Annotated in this window: 23 protein-coding genes; 18 read left to right on the top strand and 5 right to left on the bottom strand. The window is 70.4% G+C overall.

Annotated features, from left to right (window positions below; genetic code table 11):
• Nucleotides 1-226: 226 nt before the first annotated feature.
• Nucleotides 227-1402: a 4-hydroxybenzoate 3-monooxygenase gene (locus AB0M65_RS20730; protein WP_364029584.1), complete on the bottom strand. Its 1176-nt coding sequence runs from the start codon at nt 1400-1402 to the stop codon at nt 227-229.
• Nucleotides 1403-1434: 32 nt separating this feature from the next.
• Complete coding sequence (locus AB0M65_RS20725) at nt 1435-2208, bottom strand: IclR family transcriptional regulator (protein ID WP_364029582.1); 774 nt, start codon at nt 2206-2208, stop codon at nt 1435-1437.
• A 107-nt stretch (nt 2209-2315) separates the two neighbouring features.
• Between AB0M65_RS20725 and AB0M65_RS20720 the strand changes: the two genes are divergently transcribed.
• Nucleotides 2316-2897, top strand: coding sequence for a hypothetical protein (locus AB0M65_RS20720; protein WP_364029580.1), 582 nt, complete (start codon nt 2316-2318; stop codon nt 2895-2897).
• Nucleotides 2898-2899: 2 nt separating this feature from the next.
• On the opposite strand, the gene AB0M65_RS20715 is transcribed toward AB0M65_RS20720, so the two are convergent.
• Nucleotides 2900-4132 carry an SLC13 family permease gene (locus AB0M65_RS20715; RefSeq protein ID WP_364029586.1) on the bottom strand — a complete coding sequence of 411 codons (1233 nt, stop codon included), beginning with the start codon at nt 4130-4132 and terminating at the stop codon, nt 2900-2902.
• 106 nt (nt 4133-4238) lie between these two features.
• On the opposite strand from AB0M65_RS20715, the gene AB0M65_RS20710 reads away from it, so the two are divergent.
• From AB0M65_RS20710 to AB0M65_RS20700, 3 genes are all read left to right on the top strand, one after another.
• Nucleotides 4239-5471: an FAD-binding protein gene (locus tag AB0M65_RS20710; protein ID WP_364029578.1), complete on the top strand. Its 1233-nt coding sequence runs from the start codon at nt 4239-4241 to the stop codon at nt 5469-5471.
• A gap of 72 nt (nt 5472-5543) precedes the next feature.
• Nucleotides 5544-6980: an acyl-CoA synthetase gene (locus AB0M65_RS20705; RefSeq protein WP_364029576.1), complete on the top strand. Its 1437-nt coding sequence runs from the start codon at nt 5544-5546 to the stop codon at nt 6978-6980.
• Entirely contained in the window at nt 6973-8238 is a 1266-nt protein-coding gene (locus AB0M65_RS20700) for a carboxyl transferase domain-containing protein (RefSeq protein WP_364029574.1), read from the top strand. The genes AB0M65_RS20705 and AB0M65_RS20700 overlap by 8 nt, the downstream gene beginning before the upstream one ends.
• On the opposite strand, the gene AB0M65_RS20695 is transcribed toward AB0M65_RS20700, so the two are convergent.
• A complete protein-coding gene (locus AB0M65_RS20695) occupies nt 8219-9172 on the bottom strand; it encodes a helix-turn-helix domain-containing protein (protein ID WP_364029572.1) in 954 nt (317 codons plus the stop codon). The two genes, AB0M65_RS20700 and AB0M65_RS20695, sit on opposite strands and share 20 nt — an antisense overlap.
• 99 nt (nt 9173-9271) lie before the next feature.
• On the opposite strand from AB0M65_RS20695, the gene AB0M65_RS20690 reads away from it, so the two are divergent.
• On the top strand, nt 9272-10291 hold the full coding sequence (locus AB0M65_RS20690) for a saccharopine dehydrogenase NADP-binding domain-containing protein (protein ID WP_364029570.1): 1020 nt from the start codon (nt 9272-9274) through the stop codon (nt 10289-10291).
• 11 nt (nt 10292-10302) lie between these two features.
• On the opposite strand, the gene AB0M65_RS20685 is transcribed toward AB0M65_RS20690, so the two are convergent.
• Nucleotides 10303-10839: a D-alanyl-D-alanine carboxypeptidase gene (locus AB0M65_RS20685; protein ID WP_364029568.1), complete on the bottom strand. Its 537-nt coding sequence runs from the start codon at nt 10837-10839 to the stop codon at nt 10303-10305.
• Nucleotides 10840-10993: 154 nt separating this feature from the next.
• Here AB0M65_RS20685 and AB0M65_RS20680 point away from each other — a divergent pair, with 154 nt between their 5' ends.
• The 13 genes from AB0M65_RS20680 (at nt 10994) to AB0M65_RS20620 (ending at nt 22924) form a co-directional block, all read left to right on the top strand.
• On the top strand, nt 10994-11716 hold the full coding sequence (locus tag AB0M65_RS20680; RefSeq protein WP_364029566.1) for a response regulator transcription factor: 723 nt from the start codon (nt 10994-10996) through the stop codon (nt 11714-11716).
• Nucleotides 11713-13113 carry a HAMP domain-containing sensor histidine kinase gene (locus tag AB0M65_RS20675; protein WP_364029564.1) on the top strand — a complete coding sequence of 467 codons (1401 nt, stop codon included), beginning with the start codon at nt 11713-11715 and terminating at the stop codon, nt 13111-13113. Before AB0M65_RS20680 ends, AB0M65_RS20675 begins: the two co-directional genes overlap by 4 nt.
• Complete coding sequence (locus tag AB0M65_RS20670; RefSeq protein ID WP_364029562.1) at nt 13110-13568, top strand: GerMN domain-containing protein; 459 nt, start codon at nt 13110-13112, stop codon at nt 13566-13568. Before AB0M65_RS20675 ends, AB0M65_RS20670 begins: the two co-directional genes overlap by 4 nt.
• Nucleotides 13569-13691: 123 nt before the next feature.
• Complete coding sequence (dhbA, locus tag AB0M65_RS20665) at nt 13692-14441, top strand: 2,3-dihydro-2,3-dihydroxybenzoate dehydrogenase (RefSeq protein WP_364029560.1); 750 nt, start codon at nt 13692-13694, stop codon at nt 14439-14441.
• A gap of 91 nt (nt 14442-14532) precedes the next feature.
• On the top strand, nt 14533-15729 hold the full coding sequence (locus tag AB0M65_RS20660; protein ID WP_364029558.1) for an isochorismate synthase: 1197 nt from the start codon (nt 14533-14535) through the stop codon (nt 15727-15729).
• A complete protein-coding gene (locus AB0M65_RS20655) occupies nt 15726-17348 on the top strand; it encodes an AMP-binding protein (RefSeq protein ID WP_364029556.1) in 1623 nt (540 codons plus the stop codon). Before AB0M65_RS20660 ends, AB0M65_RS20655 begins: the two co-directional genes overlap by 4 nt.
• 4 nt (nt 17349-17352) lie before the next feature.
• A complete protein-coding gene (locus AB0M65_RS20650; RefSeq protein WP_364029554.1) occupies nt 17353-18018 on the top strand; it encodes an isochorismatase family protein in 666 nt (221 codons plus the stop codon).
• Nucleotides 18015-18248, top strand: coding sequence for a phosphopantetheine-binding protein (locus tag AB0M65_RS20645; RefSeq protein WP_364029552.1), 234 nt, complete (start codon nt 18015-18017; stop codon nt 18246-18248). Before AB0M65_RS20650 ends, AB0M65_RS20645 begins: the two co-directional genes overlap by 4 nt.
• Nucleotides 18245-19099 (top strand): siderophore-interacting protein, encoded by an 855-nt coding sequence (locus tag AB0M65_RS20640; protein ID WP_364029550.1) that lies wholly within the window; start codon nt 18245-18247, stop codon nt 19097-19099. The genes AB0M65_RS20645 and AB0M65_RS20640 overlap by 4 nt, the downstream gene beginning before the upstream one ends.
• A 30-nt stretch (nt 19100-19129) precedes the next feature.
• Nucleotides 19130-20134 carry an ABC transporter substrate-binding protein gene (locus AB0M65_RS20635; RefSeq protein WP_364029548.1) on the top strand — a complete coding sequence of 335 codons (1005 nt, stop codon included), beginning with the start codon at nt 19130-19132 and terminating at the stop codon, nt 20132-20134.
• A complete protein-coding gene (locus AB0M65_RS20630) occupies nt 20131-21114 on the top strand; it encodes an iron ABC transporter permease (RefSeq protein ID WP_364029546.1) in 984 nt (327 codons plus the stop codon). The genes AB0M65_RS20635 and AB0M65_RS20630 overlap by 4 nt, the downstream gene beginning before the upstream one ends.
• The gene (locus tag AB0M65_RS20625; RefSeq protein WP_364029544.1) at nt 21111-22151 is read left to right on the top strand and encodes an iron chelate uptake ABC transporter family permease subunit; all 1041 of its coding nucleotides are present in this window, start codon (nt 21111-21113) and stop codon (nt 22149-22151) included. Before AB0M65_RS20630 ends, AB0M65_RS20625 begins: the two co-directional genes overlap by 4 nt.
• Complete coding sequence (locus AB0M65_RS20620) at nt 22148-22924, top strand: ABC transporter ATP-binding protein (protein WP_364029542.1); 777 nt, start codon at nt 22148-22150, stop codon at nt 22922-22924. The genes AB0M65_RS20625 and AB0M65_RS20620 overlap by 4 nt, the downstream gene beginning before the upstream one ends.
• Nucleotides 22925-22949: the final 25 nt, after the last annotated feature.

The raw sequence follows: 22949 nt of genomic DNA, 5'->3' as shown, positions 1-22949 counted from the left end.
CGCGTATTTTTTTTCAAAACTCACATAAATTGTGTCGTTTGTTTTGTGTGTATAAATAACGACCCAAATCACTCACGACCCACGCGGCCGACGCCACCTGTACCCCTGTCGCCACACCTGTCACTGTCCATAATGGACGTAGGTGCCCGGGTGTCGCGCCGGCTGTCGTTGCCGACAAGAAACCCAGGCCAAGAGGTCGATCAACTTACGCTACGTGGCAGTAGGCTCAGAATCCGATCGGCAGTCCCGCGTAATTCTCCGCCAACCCGGCCCGGCCCGCCTCACTCCGCGCGAGCCAGCGCAGCTGCGAAAGTTGCAGCTCCCGATCGAACGGATCACCCGACTGGTGCAACATCGTCGTCATCCACCAGGAGAAATGCGTACACCGCCAAACCCGGCGCAACGCGGTGTCCGAGTAGGCGTCGGCGAGCCTGGAATCCTTGTCCCGCACCAAAGCCGCCAGCGCGGGTGCGAGGAGGGCGACGTCGGCGACGGCGAGGTTGAGGCCCTTGGCGCCGGTGGGTGGCACGATGTGGGCGGCGTCGCCCGCCAGGAACAGCCTGCCGTGCCGCAGAGGCTGCTGGACGAAACTACGCATGGGCAGCACGCTCTTGTCGGTGATCGGGCCCGGCGTGAGTGTCCAGCCGTTCTGGCCGTGGCCGAGCCGTGCCGCGAGGGCGTCCCAGATCCGCTCGTCGGACCAGGCGGCGATGTCGGTTCCGTTGGGCACTTGCAGGTAGAGACGGCTGACGGTGGCCGAGCGCATCGAGTGCATGGCGAAACCGTCGGGGTGCCAGGCGTAGATGAGCTCGTCGGTCGACGGGGCGACGCCGGCGAGCACTCCCAGCCACGAGTAGGGATAGGTGCGTTCCCAGGTCTGCTTCGCGGCGTCGGGGACGGCGGTGCGGCACGGTCCGAAGGAGCCGTCGCAGCCGACGACGACGTCCGCGTCGAGACGTTCCGAGGCGCCGTCCGGGCCGGTGAAGTTGACGTAGGGGCGGTCGGTTTCCAGGTCGTGTACGGCGGTGTCCCTGACGTCGTACCGGATCCGCTGACCGGCCGCCGCTCGCGCCTTGCCGAGATCCTTGGTCACCTCGGTCTGCCCGTACACCGTGACACTGCGCCCGACCAGGTCCACGAAGTCGAGGTGATGCCGCTCCTCGGGCCACTGCAGGTAGATGCCGCGATGTTCGTCGCCCTCGCGGTCGAGCCGGTCGGCGAGGCCTGCTTCGCGGAGAAGGTCCACTGTGGACTGTTCGAGGATGCCCGCCCGGATCCGCGCTTCGACGTACTCCCGCGAGCGGGTCTCCACGATCACCGATTCGACGCCCGCCAGTTCGAGAAGATGCGACAGGAGCAGTCCGGCGGGGCCGGCGCCGACGATGGCGACTGGGGTTCGCATGGCCGGAGTCTGCGCGGCCGGCGATAGATCGCCTAGCGTTCACTTTCACTCAGTGAAACCCACAGACTTCGGCCGATCCCGGCGGCCGCGACCTGAAGCCCGGCGATGAGCCGCGCGCGGCCACGGCCGAGATCCGCGACGACCAGGCCGAGGGCCGCGACGACGTCGCCGGTGGCGGACGGCCGGATCGGGACGGCGACCGAGCAGGCGCCCTGGCTCATCTCCTCGATGGTCTGTGCGTAACCCTCACGGCGGATACGCCGCAGCTGCTCGCGCATCCGCCCTGGCTGCGTGACGGTGTACGGCGTGACCCGGGTCAGCGAAGCGAGCACCTGCCGCTGGACGTCCTCCGGCGCCCAGGCCAGCAGCACCTTCCCGACGCCGGTGGCATGCAGCGGCAGCCGCCCGCCGATCCGGCTGACCACCGGCACCGACGCGTTTCCCGACAACCGGTCGAGATAGAGCACTTGTGTGCCGTCCCGTTCGGCGAGGTGCACGGTGGCGCCGGTCGCGCCGTAGAGATCCTGCAGGAACGGGGCGGCGACCTGCCGCAGTTCGTACTGCACGGGGGCGAGCAGGCCGAGGTCCCAGAGCCGCCTTCCGACGGTGTAGCGGTCTTCCCGCCGCTCCAGCGCGCCGAGTGCGACCAGTTCGCGGGCGAGCCGATGTGCCGTGGGCAGCGGCAGTCCGGCGCGGGCGGCCAGTTCCGTCAGTGACAGCGCGCGATTGTCGGCGTCGAAGGCGCCGAGAAGGCCGAACACCCTCGACGTGACGCTCGCTCCCGGCGTGGAGAGGTTCCCGGACATCCGGCCATTCTCTCACTGAGTGGAAGTCGATGCCTGTCATCGAAATGTCATCACGCCCTCCCTAATGTCCGTGTGGCTGACATTCAGGTACTCGAAAGGCAAGCTCGATGACTCGCAACGGCGGAACACTCGCTTTGAGACTGATCGCGGTGGCCGTGGTCGCGGCGCTCGGTTTCGGCGGCTACTGGCTCTTCTTCGCGTCGAAGGCCAGCAGCGACGTGCCGGCGCGGGTGTCCGACCTCGAGCCGGCGTGCGCGAGCCCCGGCAAGTACTACCCGGGGAACGACGCCTACACCGGCACGGGCCCGCGTCCGATCGCCGTGTTCCGGACCGGCGACGCCGGTTTCACCACCATGGAGGCGATGGATCTCGACGTGCCCGCGCACTGGAACAGCGTCCAGCTGGCCGCGCGGACAGTTCAGGTCATCGCGTGCCTCGACGAGCCCGAGGACGGCGAGTATCTCACCGAATGCACGTTCGAGTCGGACACGCTCAAGCCCTACCGCGGCGTCTACGACGTGACCCTGTACGAGGCCAAGACCGGTAAGGAGATCGGCACCGAGCGGATCAGCGGAAGCAGCGAACCCCAGTGCCCCTCGATGACCTTCACCAAGCACAGCACCGATCGCATCCACACCGAGCCCGGTACGGCCGAATACCGCGCCGTTCTCGGCAAGTACGCGGACTGAGCTCAGGGCATCAGGGCGAGCCCGGCCCACAGCCCGGCGACGGCGAGCACGAGGGACGCGGGCACGGTGAGCAGCCCGAGCCGGGTGAACTCACCCAGGTCGGGCCGGGTGTCGTGCCGATGCAGGATCCGGCGCCACAACAACGTCGCCAGCGAGCCGACGTAGGTCAGGTTCGGACCGAGATTGACCCCGATCAGCACGGCAAGCACCACCGGCGTTCCGACGGCGGCGGCCGGCGGGAGCAGGACGAGCACGGCGGGCAGGTTGTTGATCAGGTTGGCCAGCACGGCGGCGACCGCGGCGGCGGCGAGCAGCGCGGGGAACGTGCTCGACGTCGGCACCAGGTGGCTGAGCGCGTCGTCCAGTCCGTTGCCGACGACGGCGCGGACCACGATCGCGAGCGCGAGCACGAACGCCAGGAAGGGAATGCTCGCCGACCGCACGATCGCGGCGGGGGAGGCCCGGCGCCGCGCGAGGGAGCGGCAGGCCAGGACGGCGGCGCCGGCGAACGCGGCCCACGCGGGACTGAGGTCCAGCAGCGAGGTGACCACGAACCCGGCCAAGGTCAGGCCGAGTACGACGAGGACGAACGTGGGGACCTTCTGCGCCGGAACCGTCTTCCCGCCGCGAGGTGCGGCGTCGAGGTCGGCGGCGAAGAAGCGGCGGAACACCAGGTACTCCGTGAGCACGGCGGCCAGCCACGGCAAGGTCATCAACGCGGTGAACCGCAGGAACGAGATGCCGGTCGCGGCGACGGCCAGCAGGTTGGTCAGATTGGACACCGGCAGCAGCAATGAGGCGGAGTTCGCCAGATGCGTGCAGGCGTAGGCGTGCGGTTTGGCCCGCGCGCCCATCCGTGCGGCGGTGGCGAACACGACCGGGGTCAGCAGCACGACGGTCGCGTCGAGGCTGAGCACCACGGTGACCGCCGCGGCGACGGCGAACACCGCGGGCAGCAGCCGCCGAGGCTGCCCGCGGCCGAACCGGGCCATCAACGTTCCGGCCGCGTCGAACAGCCCTTCGTCGTCGCATAGCTTGGCCAGTACGAGCACCGCGGCGAGGAACCCGACGACCGGGGCAAGCCTGGCCACCTCATCGACGGCGTCGGGGATCGAGATCACCCCCGCCAGCAGGACGATCCCGGCGGCGGGGACGGCGGCCACCGCCTCCGGCAGACCGCGAGGCCGTATCACCGCGAAGGCCAGGACGACCAGCAACAGCGCGATCGACACGATCTCGCCAATGACGCCAGTCAGTGCGAACCTCCTCCGCGTGAACTCCTGACCGGCAATCTAGCCTGGGTAGGCTGGCGGTCCGGATGTCATAGGGGAAAGAGGCCTGGTGGGCGAGACGAACTGGGCGGGAAATCAGCTCTTCACCGCGGAACGGATCCTTCGCCCGCGGACGGTCGAGCAGGTCCAGGAAGCCGTCGCCGCGGCACCGGCGGTCAAGGCACTCGGCAGCAGGCACTGCTTCAACGACATCGCGGACTGCCCGGACGGCGTCCAGATCGACCTTTCCGGACTCGAATCGGCGGCGGGACTCGACGCGGACGCCGCGACGATCACGGTTCCGGCGGCGGCCCGCTACGGCGACATCGCCGGTCAAGTGCACGCGGCCGGGTTCGCGCTGGCGAACCTCGCGTCGTTGCCCCACTGCACGGTGGCGGGCACCGTCGCGACGGCGACCCACGGTTCCGGACGGCGCAACCAGAGCCTCGCGTCGGCCGTGTCCGGTTTGGACCTGGTGACCGCGGACGGCGAGCTGAAGACGTACTCACACCATGACGGCGTGGTCGTCGGCCTCGGCGCGCTGGGCGTGGTGACCCGGCTGACCCTCGACCTGGTGCCCGCTTTCGAGCTCCGGCAAGACGTGTTCGACGGCCTGCCATGGGAATCCGCGTACACGCGGTTCGAGGAGATCCAGGACGCGGGCTACAGCGTCAGCATGTTCACGAACTGGGCCCGCGACACGATCGACCAGGTCTGGGTCAAGGGCGCTGGTCAGCCGGGCGAGGACTTCTTCGGTGCCAAGGCGGCGGACGGGCCGCGCCATCCCGCCCACGCCGCCGGCATTCCGGGAGGCAACTGCACCCGGCAGCTCGGGGTGCCGGGGCCGTGGCATGAACGGATCCCGCATTTCCGGCTCGGCTTCACGCCCAGCGTCGGAGACGAACTGCAGTCCGAGTACTTCGTCCCGATCCGGCACGCGATCGCGGCGATGGAGGCGATGCGGGGGATCGGGCACCTGCTGGCACCGGTGCTGCTCACCTCCGAGATCCGCACGGTCGCGGCGGACGAGCTGTGGCTCAGCCCGTTCCACGGCGGCGACCGGATGGCACTGCATTTCACCTGGCGGCCGGAGCGGGACGAGGTCCGCGCACTGCTGCCGGTGATGGAGGAACGCCTGGCGCCTTTCGACGTCCGGCCGCATTGGGGAAAGCTCTTCCACCGGGCCGCGGACTATCCGCGGCTGGCCGATTTCCGCGCACTGGCCACCGAGCTGGATCCCGGCGGCAAGTTCCGGAGCCCGTTCGTGCGGCGGCACGTGTTCGGGGAGGTCAAGTCCTCGTGAGTGATTTGGGTCGTTCTAACGGCCCAAATCACTCACGACTGTCGTGCCCGGCTGGGGCTGAGGAGGAGAATCATGACGTCGCGTTTGCTGCCTGTGCCGGACGCCGGGAACGACCGTGTCGCCCTGCGTTTCGGCGCCGAAATCTTGACCTACGGCGAACTCGCGTCCGTCGCCGGATCGCTTGCCGCCGGGCTCGCCGGGCGCACGCGGGTGGCGGTATGGGCGACGCCGACCATCCACACCTGTGTCGCCGTCGTCGCCGCGCTGACCGCCGGTGTCCCGGTGGTACCGGTCAACCCGAAGGCCGGATCGCGTGAACTGGCGCATATCGTCGCCGACAGCGCACCCGAGCTGGTGCTGGCCGCACCGGACGCCGCGTTGCCGGCCGAACTCGAAGCCCTGCCGCGGATCGCGGTCGAACTGAACGCCTCGGGTACGCCGTGGAAGGGCGACGAGCCGGACCCGGAGACCCCCGCGTTCGTCGTCTACACCTCCGGGACCACCGGCCCGCCGAAGGGCGTCGTGCTCCCGCGCCGGGCGGTGGCGTCGAACCTCGACGCGCTCGCGGAGATCTGGGCGTGGACCGCCGCCGACGTCCTCGTGCACGCACTCCCGCTCTTCCACGTGCACGGCCTGATCCTCGGCGTCGTCGGTCCGCTGCGGCGAGGCGGTTCGCTGCACCACCTCGGGCGCTTCGACAGCGCGGCCGTCGCGAACGAACTCGCGGGGGAGGGCACCATGCTGTTCGGCGTCCCGACGATGTACCACCGGCTGGCGGCCGACTGCGAAACGGATCCGTCGCTCGCGGCCGGGATCGGCGCGGCACGACTGCTGGTTTCGGGATCCGCGGCGCTCCCGGCGACCGATCACGAGCGGATCACCGCGGCGACCGGGCAACGGGTCGTCGAGCGCTACGGCATGACCGAGACCCTGATGAACTGCGGTGTCCGGGCGTCGGGTGACCGGCGTCCCGGCTCCGTCGGACTGCCGGTTCCCGGTGTCGACCTGCGGCTGGTCGACGACTCCGGTATCCCGTTCGACGCTCTCGACGGCGAGACGGTCGGGGAGATCGAGGTGCGCGGCCCGAACTTGTTCCTGGAGTACCTGAACCGGCCGGACGCCACGGAAGCCGCGCTGCACGACGGCTGGTTCCGCACCGGCGACATGGCGGTGCGTGATCCGGACGGCTACGTGCGGATCGTGGGCCGCCGCGCCACCGACCTCATCAAGAGCGGCGGCTACAAGATCGGCGCGGGCGAGATCGAGAACGCGCTCCTGGAGCATCCGGGGGTGGCCGAGGCGGCCGTCACCGGCGAACCGGACGAGGATCTCGGCGAGCGGATCGTCGCCTGGATCGTCCCCGTCGAAGCCAGGCCGACGGCGGGCGAACTCGCCGACCACGTCGCCAGACTGCTGTCACCGCATAAGCGGCCTCGGGTGGTCCGCTATCTGGAGGCGTTGCCGCGCAACGAGATGGGCAAGGTCCTCAAGCGGGCACTCCATGACTGACCCGCTCGGCTGGGGCGGCTACGGCGCCTCGCTGGCTCGCGCCAGGGAACGGACGGGCACGGACGAGTCGGTCGTCTGCGGACGCGAGAAGTTCGGCGGCCACGAGGCCATGGTGATCCGCTTCGAGTTCGGCTTCCTCGGCGGCTCGGTCGGCACCGGGACCGGCGCGCGGATCGAGCGGGCGCTGGCGGAAGCGCGATCACTCGGTCTGCCCGTCGTGTCACTGCTTTCCACCGGTGGCACGCGGATGCAGGAAGGCGTTCCCGCCTTGAGACAGCTTCAGCGCATCGCGCGAGGTCTGGTGCTGCTGCGCGAAGCGAGGCTGCCGCACATCACCGTCGCGCGGCAGCCGACCACCGGCGGGGTGTGGGCGTCCCTCGGGGCCGACGCCGATGTCGTCCTCGGGGTGCCGGGCGCGCAGGTCGGGTTCGCGGGCCGCCGGGTGCGGCCGGAACGGTTCGCCGACGATCCCGCGTATACGGCGGAAAGCCAGTACACGGCCGGGTATGTCGACGAATTGGTGACGGAGGACGTGCTCGCCGCTCGGCTGGAGGGTTGGCTCGGCCTTCTGACCGGCGGCGGGAACCTGCCCGCCGAGGTGCCCAGGGCACTCGGCGCGCTCGAACCGGCGCCGGACGGCTGGCAGGCGGTTCTCCGTGCGCGGTCGGCCGACCGGCCACGTGCCGGCGTCTACCTCGACGACTACTTCGACCTTCGCGGCACCCTTCGTGGTGGGACCGAAGACGGTGTCCTCTGTGGAATCGGCACCCGTGGCGGCCGGTCGATCGCTTTCGCGGCGCAGACGGGCACGGCGACCACGCCCGCCGGTTTCCGGTCGGCGACCCGGCTGATCCGGCTCGCCGACCGGCTGGGCCTGCCGGTGCTGACCCTCGTCGACACGCCGGGCGCGGACGCCGGTCCGGCCGCGGAGACGGCGGGAGCCGGGCACGCGATCGCCGAACTCTTCGGCACGGTCGCCGCCGCCGTCGTACCGATCACGACCCTGGTGATCGGCGAAGGAGGCTCGGGCGGAGCACTCGCGTTGTGTTCGGCGGATCGGATCTGGCTCACTCCGGACGCTTACTTCTCCGTAATCGCACCGGAACTCGCGGCCGGGATCCTCAAACGGGAGCCGGCGGACGTGCCCGCCCTCGCCGGTGATCTGAAGCTCCGGCCCGAAGAGCTGCTCGCCCTCGGCGTCGTCGACGGCATCGCCGGACCGGCCGCGATCGACCTCGTCAGTACGCCGCCGGGCTGATCCGAGCCCGGAAAGTACGCCGGTAGCTGTCCGGCGGCACGCCGACCGTGCGGTTGAAGTGACGGCGCAGTGTCGCGGCGGTGCCCATCCCGGTGGCCTCCGCGATGGCGTCGACGCTGTCGTCCGTCCGCTCCAGCAGTTCCTGTGCGCGGCGGATCCGCTGGACCAGCAGCCAGCGCAGTGGCGTGGTCCCGGTCGCCGTCCGGAAATGCCGCGCCAGATTGCGTGAACTCATACTCGCCTGGCGCGCGAGGTCCTCGACGGTCAGCGGCCGGTCCAGCCGTTCGGTCACCCAGGGCAGCAGCCCGCCGAGCGGATGATCGTCCTGGTCGGGGACCGGCGTGGTGACGAACTGGGCCTGGCCGCCCGCGCGATGCGGCGGGACGACCAGACGGCGTGCGACGGTGTTCGCGATCGCCGAACCGTGATCGGACCGGACCAGGTGCAGGCATAGATCCAGCGCCGCGGCCTTGCCCGCGGAGGTGAGCACACGGCCGTTGTCGACGTAGAGGACGTCCGGGTCGACCTCGACCAGGGGATAGCGGGTGGACAACTCGTCGGTATGCGCCCAATGCGTCGTCGCGCGGCGGCCGTCCAGCAGACCGGCGGCGGCCAGTACGAAGGCACCGGTGCACAAGGACGCCACCCTGGCGCCCGCCTCGTGGGCGGCGCGGACCGCCTCGACGAGGTCGGCGGGCGGGTCGACGTCGATGTCGGCCCAGCCGGGGACGATCACCGTATCCGCGCGGGCGAGGTGGTCGAGCCCGTGCTCGGGTTCGAGGGTGAACCGGCCGACGCGTACCGCCGCCGAACCACAGACGGCGAGGTCGTACCAGGGGCCGTAACCGGGCAGGCCGTTGCCGAAGACTTCGGAGGCGATGGCGAGCTCGAAATGCAGCATCCCGTCCGTGGCGGCGAGGGCGACCGTGGTCATGTCCGAAAGTGTACGCATGATGGCGTTCCAGACACTGTCGGCGGGGCGAATCCGTCGGCAGGATGGTCCACAGTGGATCAGCCAAGGGTAGGAGAACCGATGGGTACGGGGTACAAGGTCGCGGTGTTCGGTGCTTACGGGCATACCGGGCGGTTCGTGGTGGCGGAACTGCGCGAGCGCGGCTTCGAAGTGCTCGCCGTGGGACGCGACGAGGTCAAACTGCGTGACGTCGCCGGGCCGGAAATCGAGCTGCGGCAAGCCACGATCGGCGTCGCGGCCTCCCTTAACCGTGCGCTGGAAGGCGCCGACGCGGTCATCAACGCCGCGGGTCCCTTCGCCGAAACCGGCGCTCCGGTGGTCGAGGCGGCGTTGCGGGCGGGGATCCCGTACCTGGACGTGGCGGCCGAACTCGAAGCGAACATCGACACCTTCGCCGATTTCGCCGACCGTGCCGCAGGCATGACGGTGATCCCGGCGATGGCCTTCTTCGGCGGCCTCGGCGACCTGCTGGTCACCGCCGCGATGGCGGACTGGACGTCGGCCGACGAGGCGCACATCGCCTACGCGCTGAGCAATTGGCATCCGACGACCGGGACCAGGGCGGCCGGGCAGGTCTCGCGGGATCGGCGTGGCGGGCAGCGGCTCCGGTTCTCCGGCGGCCGGATCGAGCGCCGGGACGACGCGCTGCCGTCCCTCGACTGGGATTTTCCAGCTCCGCTGGGAAAGAAGGCGGTGCTGGGCGAGTTCACCATGGCCGACGTCGTCACCGTCCCGAGTCACCTCGACATTCCCGAGGTGGTCACGTACATGACCGTGGACGCGGCGCGGGAGGTCGTCGGCCCGGACACGCCGACACCCGCGGCGGTGGACGAGACCGGCCGGTCTTCGCAGACCTTCGTGGTCGACGTCGTCGTGCGCTCCGGTGGAGAAGAGCGACGGATCGTCGCGCGTGGGCAGGACATCTACGCGGTCACGGCACCGCTGGTGGTGGAGGCCGTCGAGCGGGTGCTCGACGGGCGGGTGAAGGCGAGCGGGGTGGTTTCCGCGGGGAAGATGTTCGACGCGGACAGCTTCCTGACGGCTTTGGCCCCGCACGTGACCGTCGAAAAGCTTGCTTGAGGCGACACGGACTAATTGCGGGCTCGCGTGTCGGTCACCGCCCAGCCGGGGTGCGGTAGACGCGCGGGTGCGACCTCGCCGGGACGGTGCTCGAAATGCCACCATTCGTTGTCATAGGTCCTGTACAGCGCGAAGTGGGCGCCGTGCTCCTCCAGCCACTGAGCGCCCTCGCGCGGCCGGATGTCCAGCGCGATACCCCGCACGTGGACCGAATCGGCGGCAGGCAGGACCCGTTGCCGCGCGGCCTGCTCGGAACCGGTCGCGAGGACCTCGGCGAGGAACAGGCGATGCTGTTCGGCGGCGTCCCGATGGCCCGAGGTGAGCCCGATCAGCACGCGGTCCCGCCAGAACGCCGTCGTCCTGGCGGCGGTGAACGCGGCAAGGGTGCCGGCGGTCAGCCCGGAAAGGTCCTCGGCCGGGAAGCGCAGCGACAACGCCCAGCCGCAGGCGATCCGCCGGGCCTGGCCGGGGGAGCACAGCCACGCCGGGATCAGCAGCAGTATCGCGAGAAGGCGGGTGACCCTCGCGAAAACCCGTCGTTCGTTCATGGCGTCCACAGTCGCCGCCGCTTGTCCCACGCCGATCCTCGCCAGGTCAACGGACGCCGACGGAATTGTCACCGTTTCGCACGGACCACGCTGTGACAGAACGAAGACATGACGCGGACGTTCCGCGGAAGCGGGCCGGGCACGCTGGGGTGTCATGGACGAGCGGATCCCGTCCGGCGCTGCGATAGTCGTCGGCATGCCCAAGGTGCTGCTCATCGAAGACGACCAGGCCGTTCGCGACGGGCTCAGCATGGCGCTGGGCGGCCGGGGCCACGCGGTCGACGCGGTGGCCACCGGCGAGGAAGGCCTGGCGCGGCTGGCGTCGCGGCCGCCGGACGTCGTCGTGCTCGACCTGATGCTGCCCGGTCTCGACGGCTTCGAGGTCTGCCGCCGCATCCGGGCCGCCGGTGACCTGCCGATCATCATGCTCACCGCACGCAGCGACGACATCGACGTGGTGGCCGGGCTCGCCGCCGGTGCCGACGACTACGTGGTCAAACCGGCAAGGGCGCAGGTGATCGAGGCGCGGATCCGCGCGGTGCTGCGGCGCAGCAACAAAGTGACGGCGCCACCCGGGATCGAGCAGCACGGTGACGTCGTCATCGATCGAGCCGGCCTGGTGGTGACCAAGGGTGGCAGGCCCGTCGGGCTCGCGCCGACCGAACTGCGGTTGCTGCTGGAACTGTCCCACGTCCCCGGCCGGGTGCTCAGCCGCCAGTATCTGCTGGAAAGCGTGTGGGAGCACGGTTACTTCGGCGACTCCCGGGTCGTCGACGCCTGTGTGCAGCGCCTGCGGGCGAAAATCGAGGACGACTCCTCCTCGCCGGTGTACGTGCAGACCGTCCGCGGGTTCGGCTACCGGTTCGGGCCGCTGTGAAGCTCGGGGGACTGCGTACCCGGCTCCTGCTGGCGTTCAGCCTGCTCGTCGTGATCACCGCGGCCACCGTCGCGGGCGGCACCTACGTGCAGTCCCGCACCATGATCCTCCAGCAGTCGCAGGACGCCACCGCACGTGTCCTGGTCGACAAGGTCGGCGCGCTGTACCCGCTCGGCAAGTTGCCGCCGAGCGACGGGGCGCTGAGCCGGATCAGCGGTGAACTGACCGACCGCGACCTCGGTTCCCTGGTGCTGTACCAGGACAAGGCGATCGGCAACGAGCAGCTGCGCTCACTGATCTCGGCCGATCTGCGTGACCGGGTCCGGTCGGGAGACGTTGCCTGGCAACGTGTTCTCGTCGGCGACACGCCAATGCTGGTGGTGGGCACCAGGCTCACCGTCGAACTTCCGGGTGGGCAACGGCAGGCCTCGGGCATCGAGGCCTACGTCGCCCGCGACATGGTGCCGGAGGCACTGTTCATCGACGAACTGGCCACCCGAGCCTGGCTGATCGGCGGGGTGGCCCTGGTCTTCGCGATCGGGCTGGCGCTGCTGGCCGCGCGGGGCGTGCTGCGGCCGGTGCGCGAACTCGGCGACGCCGCGCGACGGCTGGGGGAGGGCGACCTGCGGACCAGGATCGACGTCCGTGGCTCCGACGAACTGGCAGGCGTCGCACAAACCTTCAACGAGACGGCCGAAGCGTTGCAACGTCATGTCCGTGAGCTGGAACGGATGGAGGCAGACGCGCGCCGGTTCGTCGCCGACGTCTCCCACGAACTGCGGACCCCGCTGGCCGCGATGACCGCGGTCGCGGACGTGCTGGAACAGGAGAAGCTGTCCGGGGACGCGGGCCTCGCGGCGCGGATGACCATCGACGAGACGCATAATCTGACCCGGCTGGTGAACGACCTCATCGAGGTGTCCCGGTTCGACGCCGGTGCCGCGGCGCTCGCGTTGGAGGAGGTCGACGTCGCCGAGGTGGTGAAGGCGAGCTTACGCATCCGAGGCTGGTCCGACGACGTGGAAGGCGATCTGCCCGACGGGGTGTTCGCCCGGCTCGACCCGCGACGGCTGGACGTCGTCGTGGCTAATCTGGTCGGGAACGCGGTGCGGCACGGGGGAAAACCGGTCTCGCTCCGGCTCACCGGGGCGGGGGACTGGATCACGCTGGAGGTCGCGGATCGCGGGCCGGGGCTGGCACCCGAGGTGCTGCCGCAAGTGTTCGAACGGTTCTACAAGGCGGACACGGCCAGGGCACGCTCCGGTGGCAGCGGGCTCGGTCTCGCGATCGCCTGGGAGAACGCGCGTCTGCACGGCGGGACCCTCGGTGCGGCGAACGGTCCGGACGGCGGCGCGGTGTTCACCTTGCGCCTGCCCCGGCGGGAGGAGACGGTATGAGAAAATCCTGGCTCGCGCCGCTGCTGGTACTGGCCGTGGCAGGCTGCGGCGTCCGGCCGAGCGCGGTGATCTCCGGGGCACCCGCACCGGTGGGTCCGGCCAACGGCGCGGTGCTCTACTTCGTGTCCGGCGGCGAGCTGGTGCGGGTGCTGCACCCGGTCACCGAAGAATTGTCCACCGCGAAGACGATCGACCTGCTCGCCGCCGGACCGGACGAAAACGAGCGGGAACAGCGGTACACGAGCGAAGTCCCTTCCGGCACCGCAGTCCTCGATCAGGGCACGGGACCGGACGGCGTCACCCTGACCCTCTCCGCCGACGTCGCCGCGTTGACGCCGCGGGCCGTCGACCAGATCGTGTGCACCGCCAGGGACTCCCTGAGCGCCAGGGCACGGATCACCTTGCGGGGCGGCGGAAACGAACGCGGCCCGCAATCCTGTCCCTTGCCTGGTTAGGGCGTGTCTGGCAGGTCCGCGGCCCGACGTGGCCTGAATCACCGGTGTCGGCCCCTCGCTTTGTCCGGTTTTGCCCGCTAACTTAGGCAAGGCTAAGCAAATCGGACGTGGGGTGGTTGAGGCGTGAAGGGGATCGAGGGCAAGGTCGCGCTCGTGACCGGGGGTGCGCGTGGGATCGGCGCGGCCGTCGTCGACGGACTGGCCGGCGCCGGTGCGATCGTGGCGGCGGTCGACCTGACGGAGGGACCCGCGCGGAGTGGGGTGACCTCGTACGTCGCGGATGTCGGGGATCCCGCGGCCGTGGCGCGGGTGGTCGGCGAGGTCGAACGCGATCTCGGGCCGATCGGCATCGGGGCGTCCGTCGCGGGTGTGCTGAAGCCGGGGTCGGTATGCGAGACCAGCGACGAGGACTGGGCGGCGACGTTCGCGGTCAACTCGACCGGTGTGTTCACGGTGCTGCGGGAGATCTCCCGCCGGATGGTGCCGCGCCGGAGCGGCGTGCTGGTGACGGTCGGGTCGAACGCGGCGGGTGTGCCGAGGACCGGGATGGCCGCCTACGCGGCTTCCAAGGCCGCGGCGACCATGCTGACCCGCTGTCTCGGGCTGGAACTGGCGGGCTCCGGGATCCGGTGCAACGTCGTGTCGCCCGGCTCGACGGACACCGATATGCAGCGTCTACTGTGGACAGACGAAAACGGCGCGGACCGTGTCATCGCGGGAAATCCGGAGCAATACCGGGTCGGCATACCACTGGGCCGGATAGCCGATCCCGCCGATATCGCTGACGCCGTCCTGTTTTTGGCGTCGGACCACGCGCGGCATATCACGATGCAGAATCTCTACGTCGACGGCGGGGCGACGTTGCGGGCGTGATCTCAGTGGTGCAACAAAGACTGTTCGGGCCCGTATGATTAGGTTAGGCTAACCAAATAGCGTGTCCGTATTCGCGAAAGGGAACCCCGTCGTGTCCTCACCCGCACCGGTCCGGCCGAGGCCGATCCACCAGGCGGCCGATTTGCTCGCGGCGTATCTGCCGGGTTCGTTCTACTACTCGTCCGCGCGGGGATCCCTGCTGGGGGACGGTGTGTACGCCCCGGTGCACGCGGCACCGGGTGAACGCGCCCGCGCCGCCGCCGAAGTCCTCGACGCCGCACTCGTGGCGGGGGTGGTCGAGCCCGTGGTGGCCGGCGCGATCGGATTCCGGCCCGAGGCCCCGAGCAGCCTGGTGGTCCCCGCCGTCGTCCGCCGGGCGGGAGCGCCGGGAGCCGGCCGCCCGGTCGCGCCGATCGGCGGCGGCGCCTGGTCGGTGACGCCGCGACCCGAACCAGAGGTCTATACCGGTGCCGTCGTCAAGGCATTGCAGGAGATCCGCGACGGCGACCTGCGCAAGGTCGTGCTGGCCCGCTGCCTCGACGTCACCGGTGGTGATCCCATTGCCGTACCGCGGCTGCTGGCCCGGCTCGTGCACGCCGACCCGGCGGCCCACGCGTTCGCCGTCGACGTCAGCGCGCCAGGGGATCCCGCGCCGCGCACGCTGACCGGGGCCAGCCCGGAACTGCTGGTCTCCCGTCGTGGCGGTGTCGTGACGGCGAATCCGCTGGCCGGATCCCGGCCCCGCGTCGCCGACGAGGCCGAGAACGCCCGCCGGATCAGCGATCTGCTGGCGTCCGAAAAGGACCGTGCCGAACACGCCCACGTCGCCGCGCAGGTGGCCGAAGTGCTGGGCCGGTTCTGCGTCGGCCTCGACGTCCCCGCCGAACCCGAAGTAATTGGCACGCCCACGATGTGGCACCTCTCGACCAGGATCAGCGGGCGGCTCGCCGATCCCGCCGACGCCGGTTCGTCCGCACTCGCGCTGGCCGAAGCGTTGCATCCGACACCCGCCGTCTGCGGTGTCCCGACCGTGCTCGCCCGCGACACCATCGCCGCGCTCGAACCCGAGGATCGCGGCTACTACGCGGGTCTGGTCGGCTGGACCGGCACGGACGGCGATGGCGAATGGGTCGTCACGATCCGCTGCGCCGAGGTCCGCGACCGGACGGTGCGGTTGTTCGCCGGTGCCGGGGTCGTGGCGGGTTCCGACCCGGCTGCCGAACTCGCCGAGACCGGCGCGAAATTCGGCACTCTGCTGCGGGCGCTCGGACTGGAGGGGGCGGCGTGAACCCCGACCACGTGCCGTGGCCGCCGGAGACCGCCGCGCGTTACCGGGCGTCGGGATACTGGCGCGGCCAGACTTTCGGCGCCCTGTTGACGAGTCTCGCCGAGGCCTACGCCGAACGCCCCGCCGTGATCGGCGAGACCGCGCGCTGGACGTTCGCGGAACTGGACGAACGGGCACACCGGCTGGCCGCGGGCTTCGCCGGAGCCGGGATACAGGCGGGTGACCGGGTCGTCGTGCAACTGCCGAACGTGCCCGAGTTCGCGTCCGTCGTCTTCGGCCTGTGGCGAGTGGGCGCGCTGCCCGTCTTCGCGCTGCCCGCGCACCGGGCCAGCGAACTGCGGCATTTCGCCGAACAGAGCGAGGCCGCGGCGATCCTGACCGTCGGCGAGCACGAACGCTTCGACCACGCGGCCATGGCGCGTGCGGTCGCGGCCGAAGTCCCGTCCGTCCGCGACGTCTTCGTCGTCGGTACCGGGGAATTCGCCGCGCTGGAGGCGGCGACGCCGCGTGCGCTGCCGGACCCGGATCCCGCCGGGGTGGCGTTCCTGCAGTTGTCCGGTGGCAGCACCGGCCTGCCCAAGCTGATCCCGCGCACACACGACGACTACCTCTACAGCGTCCGCGAAAGCGCCCGGATCTGTGGTCTGCGCCCGGAAAGTGTGTATCTGGCCGCGTTGCCGGTCGCGCACAACTTCCCGCTCAGCTCACCCGGTCTGCTCGGCGCTTTGCACGCGGGTGCGGCGACGGTGTTCGCGCCGCGACCCGACGCCGACACCGCGTTCCGGCTGATCGAGGCCGAGGGCGTGACCATCTCCGGGCTCGTGCCGCCGCTGGCCGCCGCGTGGACGCAGGCCGCCGCCCGCGCCACCCGCGATCTGTCCTCTTTGGACGTTCTGCTGGTCGGTGGTGCCAAATGTGCCCGCGAACTGGCCGAGAAGATCGGGCCCGCGCTGGGCTGCCGTCTGCAGCAGGTGTTCGGCATGGCCGAGGGACTGGTCTGCTACACCCGCCTCGACGACCCGGACGAGTACGTCCTCGCCACGCAGGGACGGCCGATCTCGCCGGACGACGAGGTCCGTGTGGTGAACCCGGACGACCCACTGTCCACTTCGGACGACGTCGTCGTGCCGGGTGAGATCGGCGCGCTGCTGACCCGTGGCCCGTACACGATCCGCGGCTACTACCGCGCCACCGAGCACAACAAGACCGCGTTCACCGAGGACGGCTTCTACCGGACCGGTGATCTGGTGCGGCAGAACCCTTCTGGACATCTCGAAGTGGTCGGCCGGGCCAAGGAACAAATCAATCGCGGCGGCGAGAAAGTGGCCGCGGAAGAGGTCGAGAACCACCTGATGGCCCACCCCGGCGTGCTCGACGCGGCCGTCGTCGCGGTGCCGGATCCGTATCTCGGCGAACGCACCTGCGCCTACGTCGTCCCTGCGGCCGGTGCCGAGCCCACCGCGGCGGAGCTGCGCCGGTTCGTCCGCGAACGCGGGGTGGCGGCGTTCAAAGTGCCCGATCTGGTCCAGGTGGTGCCGGAGTTCCCGGTCACCGGCGTCGGCAAGACGAGCAAGCGTGAGCTGCGGGCGGCACTGGCCGTCCTGGCGAAGGAGGGATGAAGTCGTGTCACTGCCCAAGATCCGGCCCTACTCGTTGCCGGTGGAGGCCGAGCTGCCCGCCGGGCGGGTCGGCTGGAAACCCGACGCCACCCGTGCCGCGCTGCTGGTGCACGACGCCCAGCGGTACTTCCTGGCGCCGTACGAGGGATCCCCGATCCCCGAGATGGTCGCGAACATCGCCGCGCTGGCCGCCGCCGCCCGCGCGGCCGGGGTACCGGTGTTCTACACCGCGCAGCCCGGGCACCAGGCCGCCGAAGACCGCGGGCTGCTGACCGAGTTCTGGGGTGACGGCATCGGCGCGGTCATCGACAAGGACCCGGATGCCGCCGACGTCGTCGACGAACTCGCTCCCCAGCCGGGCGACATCGTGCTGACGAAGTGGCGCTACAGCGCCTTCCAGCGCAGCACGTTACAAGAACAGCTCGTCGAAGCCGGCCGCGATCAGCTGCTGATCACCGGCGTCTACGCGCATATCGGCTGCCAGGCCACCGCCGTCGAGGCGTTCATGCGTGACGTCCAGCCGTTCCTGGTCGGGGACGCGGTCGCGGACTTTTCCCGTGAACGCCACGACCAGGCGTGTGACTACATCGCCCAGCGCTGCGGCGCACTGACCACCACCGCCGCCGCGCTCGCCGCGCTGGCCCCGATGACCGCCGGAGCACCCCGATGAGCCTGACCGCCGAGAAGATCCACGCCGACGTCGCCGAACTCCTCGGCTGCGACCCGGCGGAGCTGACCGCCGAGACCGACTTGACCGACCTCGGCCTCGATTCGATGCGGATCATGGGCCTGGTCGAGCAGTGGCGTTCCGACGGCGCGGACACGCTGGAGTTCGCCGATCTCGCCGAGCAGCCGAATCTGGGCCACTGGACCAAGATCGTCGCCGGGAACCCCGCGTGAGCCGCGCCGACCACCGCCACCGGCATCTGGAACGCATCGCCGAGGTCCGCGCCGGCCGGGAAGCGGAGAAGGTGCCGTACCCGATCCGTGTGCGGCAGGCCGAAGTGGTGCGCACCGAGATGATCGGTTCAGGACTGCTTCGCGTCACTCTCGGCGGGCCGGGCACGGCCGGGTTCGAGGCGCATTCGCCCGACGAACACGTGAAGTTGCTCTTCCCCGAACTGGACCCGGAGCCGCGCCTTCCGGTACAGGACGGCGACATGCTGCGCTGGCCCAAGCCTTCGCCGACGTCGCGCGAGTACACGGTCCGCCGCTACGACCCGGTCACCGGCGAACTCGATCTCGACGTCGCGTTGCACGACGGCGGACTCGGTTCGGACTGGGCCAAGGCCGTCACACCGGGCACACCGGTGCACGTCGCCGGTCCGCCCGGCGGGCTGATCGTGCCGCACGACTACGACCGCTATCTGCTCGCCGGTGACATCACCGCGCTGCCCGCGATCGCGCGCTGGCTGGAGGAACTGCCGCGTACCGCGGCGGGCTGGGCGTTCATCGAGGTCGTCGACGCGAGCGAGGAGATCGAGCTGTCCGCGCCCGAGGACGTCGAGGTGCACTGGCTGCATCGCGGCGACGCGGCGCCGGGTGCCTCCGACCTGCTCGCCCGCGCGGTACGGACGATCGAAGTCCCGGAAGGCCAACGGCTTTACGCCTGGGTCGCCGGGGAAGCGGGCCAGATCAAACCGCTGCGCCGCTGGCTCAAGCAAGACCTCGGCCTCGGCAAGGCCGACCAGGACGTCACCGGTTACTGGAAGCGCGGCGTCGCCGACTTCGACGACGAGCACGACCACTGATCCCCACCCACTGAAACAACGAGGAAATACATGCGCACCACCAGAACCCGCCGCCTCACCGGAGCGGTCGCCCTCGCCTTGACGGTCGTCACCGCGGCCACCGCCTGCGGTTCCGGCGACGCCGGACAGGCGGCGGACAGCGGCCAGACCCGGGTGTTCGCCGCCGACAACGGCCAGATCACCATCCCGGTCTCGCCGAAGCGGGTCATCGCCACCGGCTACGCCGTGCCCGCGCTGCTCGAAGCGGGCGCGCCGCTGGTCGGCGTCTCCAGCTGGAAGCGCGGCATCCCGCTGTTCAACGAGGCCGAGCGCAAGAAGTACGACGAGCTGGCGAAGGTCGCGGGCGAGTCGGCGGCGGAGACGAACTACGAGGCGATCGCGCAGGCGGATCCGGATCTCATCGTCATCGGCGTGCCGAAGCCGGTGCTCGCCGACATCGACCTCAAACGCCTCGAAGCGATCGCGCCGGTCGTGGCCATCGGCCCGTCGGTGCCGTCGATGTGGCGTGAGCTGTCCCGCAAGCAGGCCGACGCCGCGGGGGCGGCCGCCGGGTTCGACGCCGTCAAGACCACGTACGAGACCAAGGCCAAGGGCCTGGCCGAGAAGTACAAGTCCGTGCTGCCGCAGCTGAAGCTGGGCCACGTCGGCGCGTACGGCGAGGTCGCGAAGGGCAACTTCCAGCGCGAGTTCAACGGTTCCTGGGGTACCAACACCGCACAGGACCTCGGCGCGACCTACTACGGCCAGGTGAAGGTCAAGGGCGGCGGTTCCAAGGACGTCAGCGAGTACCCGTCGATCGAGGAGCTCTCGACGGCGTTCGCCGAGGCCGACGCGATCACCTACTCGGTCGGCCCCGACGGTGCCGTGCCCGCGCCGGTCAAGTACGTCCTCGACTCGCCGCTGTGGAAGGAACTCCCCGCGGTGAAGGCGGGCAAGATCTACGCGTTCCGGTACACCGAGGCCGCGACCTACCGGGCCGCGACGTCCACTTTGGACGCCATCGACCAGGCGTTCGCGCCGCTGCTCAAGCAGTGACCACGACCGGGCGGTCCGCGCTTCTCGGCGCCGCACTGCTCGGGCTCCTCGTGGTCGCCGTGCTGAGCGTCGGCATCGGCGCGCACGCCATCGCCCCCGGCGAGGTCGTGCGCGCCCTGCTGGGCGAGGGGAATCCGAGTGACCGGGCGGTGGTCCTGGACATCCGGCTGCCGAGAGCCGTGCTCGCGGTCGGTGTCGGCGCGGCGTTGGCCGTCGGGGGAGTGCTCGTGCAGGCCTTGTCGCGCAACGCTTTGGCCGAACCCGGGGTACTCGGCGTGACCGCGGGCGCCGGGTTCGCGATCGCGGTGGGTTCGGCGTTCGGCCTCGCCGCGTCGGCGCCGGCCGAACTCGGACTGGCGGTGGTGGGTGCTGTCGGTGCCTCGACGCTGGTGTACGCGGTCGGCAGCCGGTCGCCGTTGCGGCTGGTACTCGCCGGGACCGCGTTGAGTGCCGTGCTGCTGGGCCTCACCCTCGGTTTGCGGCTGCTGTTCCCGGACACCTTCGACGTCTACCGGTTCTGGTCGGTGGGCTCGCTGGCAGGCCGGGAGCAGGCCCCGACGACGGTGCCGCTGATCGTCATCGGCCTGTCGCTGCTGGGCGCGTTCGCGGTGAGCCGTCAGCTCAACGCGATCGCGCTCGGCGAGACGGTCGCCCATACGCTCGGCGCCAACGTCGCGCGGATCCGGACGATCACCCTGCTGCTGATCACGCTGATGGCGGGTGCGGCCACCGCGCTGGCCGGGCCGATCCTGTTCGTCGGGCTGATCGTGCCGCATCTGGTGCGGCGGGTGGCCGGTGCGTCGATCCCGTGGCTGATCGCGTTCGCCGCGTTGCTCGGCCCGGTGCTGATACTGGCCGCCGACGTCGGATCCCGGGTGCTGCTGCCGACCGGTGAGGTGCCGGTCGCCATCGTGACCGCGTTCCTCGGCGGCCCGGTGCTGATCTGGGCCGTCCGCAAATACGGGGCGGCGCCGCTGTGAATACAACAACTGTGAGCACCGCACTCGTCCTGCGGCGCGGGCGGTTCTCCGCCCGGCTGGAACGCCGCACCCTCGTCTTCCTCGCGGTGATGATCGTGCTCGTCGCCGGTCTCACCTTGCTCGGGCTCTGCTACGGCGCGGCGTGGGCGAGTCCGGCCCGCGTGTTCGCCGCGCTCGGCGGCGCCGGTGGCGGACCGGGCGTCGTCATCCGCGAATGGCGGTTGCCGCGTGTACTGGCCGGGCTGGTGTTCGGTGCCGCGCTCGGCCTCGCCGGGGCGATCTTCCAGAACATCACCCGCAACCCGCTCGGCAGCCCCGACGTCATCGGCCTCGACGCCGGTGCCTACACCGGCGCGCTGTTCGCGATCACCGTGCTGTCGGGTAGTTCGACGCAGCTGACGATCGGATCGGTGCTGGGTGGGGTGATCACCGCGGCCATCGTGTACGCGTTGTCGCTCGGCGGCGGGCTTTCCGGGCTGCGGCTAATCGTCATCGGCATCGCGATCAACGCGATGCTGACCGCGCTCAACTCGTGGATCGTGCTGCGTGCGGAACTGGAGATCGCGATCGCGGCCGTCGGCTGGAACGCCGGTTCACTCAACGGCGTCGGCTGGGATGACGTCGCCATCCCGTTCGGGGTGCTCGCGGTGCTGTTCGTCGTGTTGTTCACCAAGGCTCCGGCACTGCACCAGGCCGGGCTCGGCGGCGAACTGGCGATCACCACCGGCGTCCGCTGGGACCGGCTGCGGCTGGTGCTGGTGCTGATCGGCGTCGGCTGCACGGCCACGGTCACCGCCGTCGCCGGGCCGATCGCGTTCATCGCGCTGGCGGCGCCGCAGATCGGACGGCGGCTCGCCCGCACCCCCGGTATCGGCCTGCTGCCCGCGGCACTCACCGGTGCCGTCCTGCTGACCGCCGCCGACCTGGCCGCCCAGATGCTGCTCGCGCCGGAAGCGCTGCCGGTCGGTGTGGTCAGCACCGTGATCGGCGGCGGCTACCTGATCTGGCTGCTCACCAAGGAGGTTCGGCGCAGATGAGTGCCCGTTTGACCGCGCGAGACCTCACCCTGCGCTATGGCGACCGGGTCGTTTCGACCCGGCTGAGTCTCGACGTGCCCGACGCGGCGTTCACCGCCGTCGTCGGACCGAACGCCTGCGGCAAGTCGACCTTGCTGCGTGCGTTCGTCCGGCTGCTCCGCCCGGCCGAGGGGCAGGTCCTGCTGGACGGCGAAGAGGTCGGTTCCCTCCCCCGCAAGGGTTTGGCGCGGGAACTCGGTTTCCTGCCGCAGGATCCGGTCGCCCCGGAGGACGTCCGCGTCCGGCAACTGGTCGCTCGCGGCCGGTTCCCGCATCAGTCGCTGTTCGCGTCGTGGTCCGAAGCGGACGAACGCGCGGTGATCGACGCGATGACCGCGGCCGGGGTGGCAGGGCTCGCCGACCGGCCGGTGCAGGAGCTGTCCGGTGGCCAGCGTCAGCGCGTGTGGGTGGCGCTGGTGCTGGCGCAGCGGACGCCGTATCTGCTGCTGGACGAACCGACGTCGTTCCTCGACATCGCGCACCAGTACCAGCTGCTGGAGTTGCTGGGGCGGCTGCGCGACGAGGGCCGCACGGTGATCGCCGTCCTGCACGACATCAACCAGGCCTGCCGTTACGCCGACCACCTCGTCGCCTTGCGGGACGGCCGGATCATCGCCGAAGGCGCGCCCGCCGAGATCGTCGACGCCGAGCTGATCAAGGAGGTCTTCGATCTCCCCAGTGTCGTCGTGCCCGACCCGGTGACCGGTACCCCGATGGTCGTGCCCTCGCTCTGAGCGCGACCCCTCGATTCCTGGAGTC

This window comes from Amycolatopsis sp. NPDC051071, assembly GCF_040682875.1.
Classification (GTDB): Bacteria; Actinomycetota; Actinomycetes; order Mycobacteriales; family Pseudonocardiaceae; genus Amycolatopsis.
The sequence above is the reverse complement of the archived record's forward strand: the minus strand, read 5'-3'. Positions and strand labels throughout refer to the sequence as shown.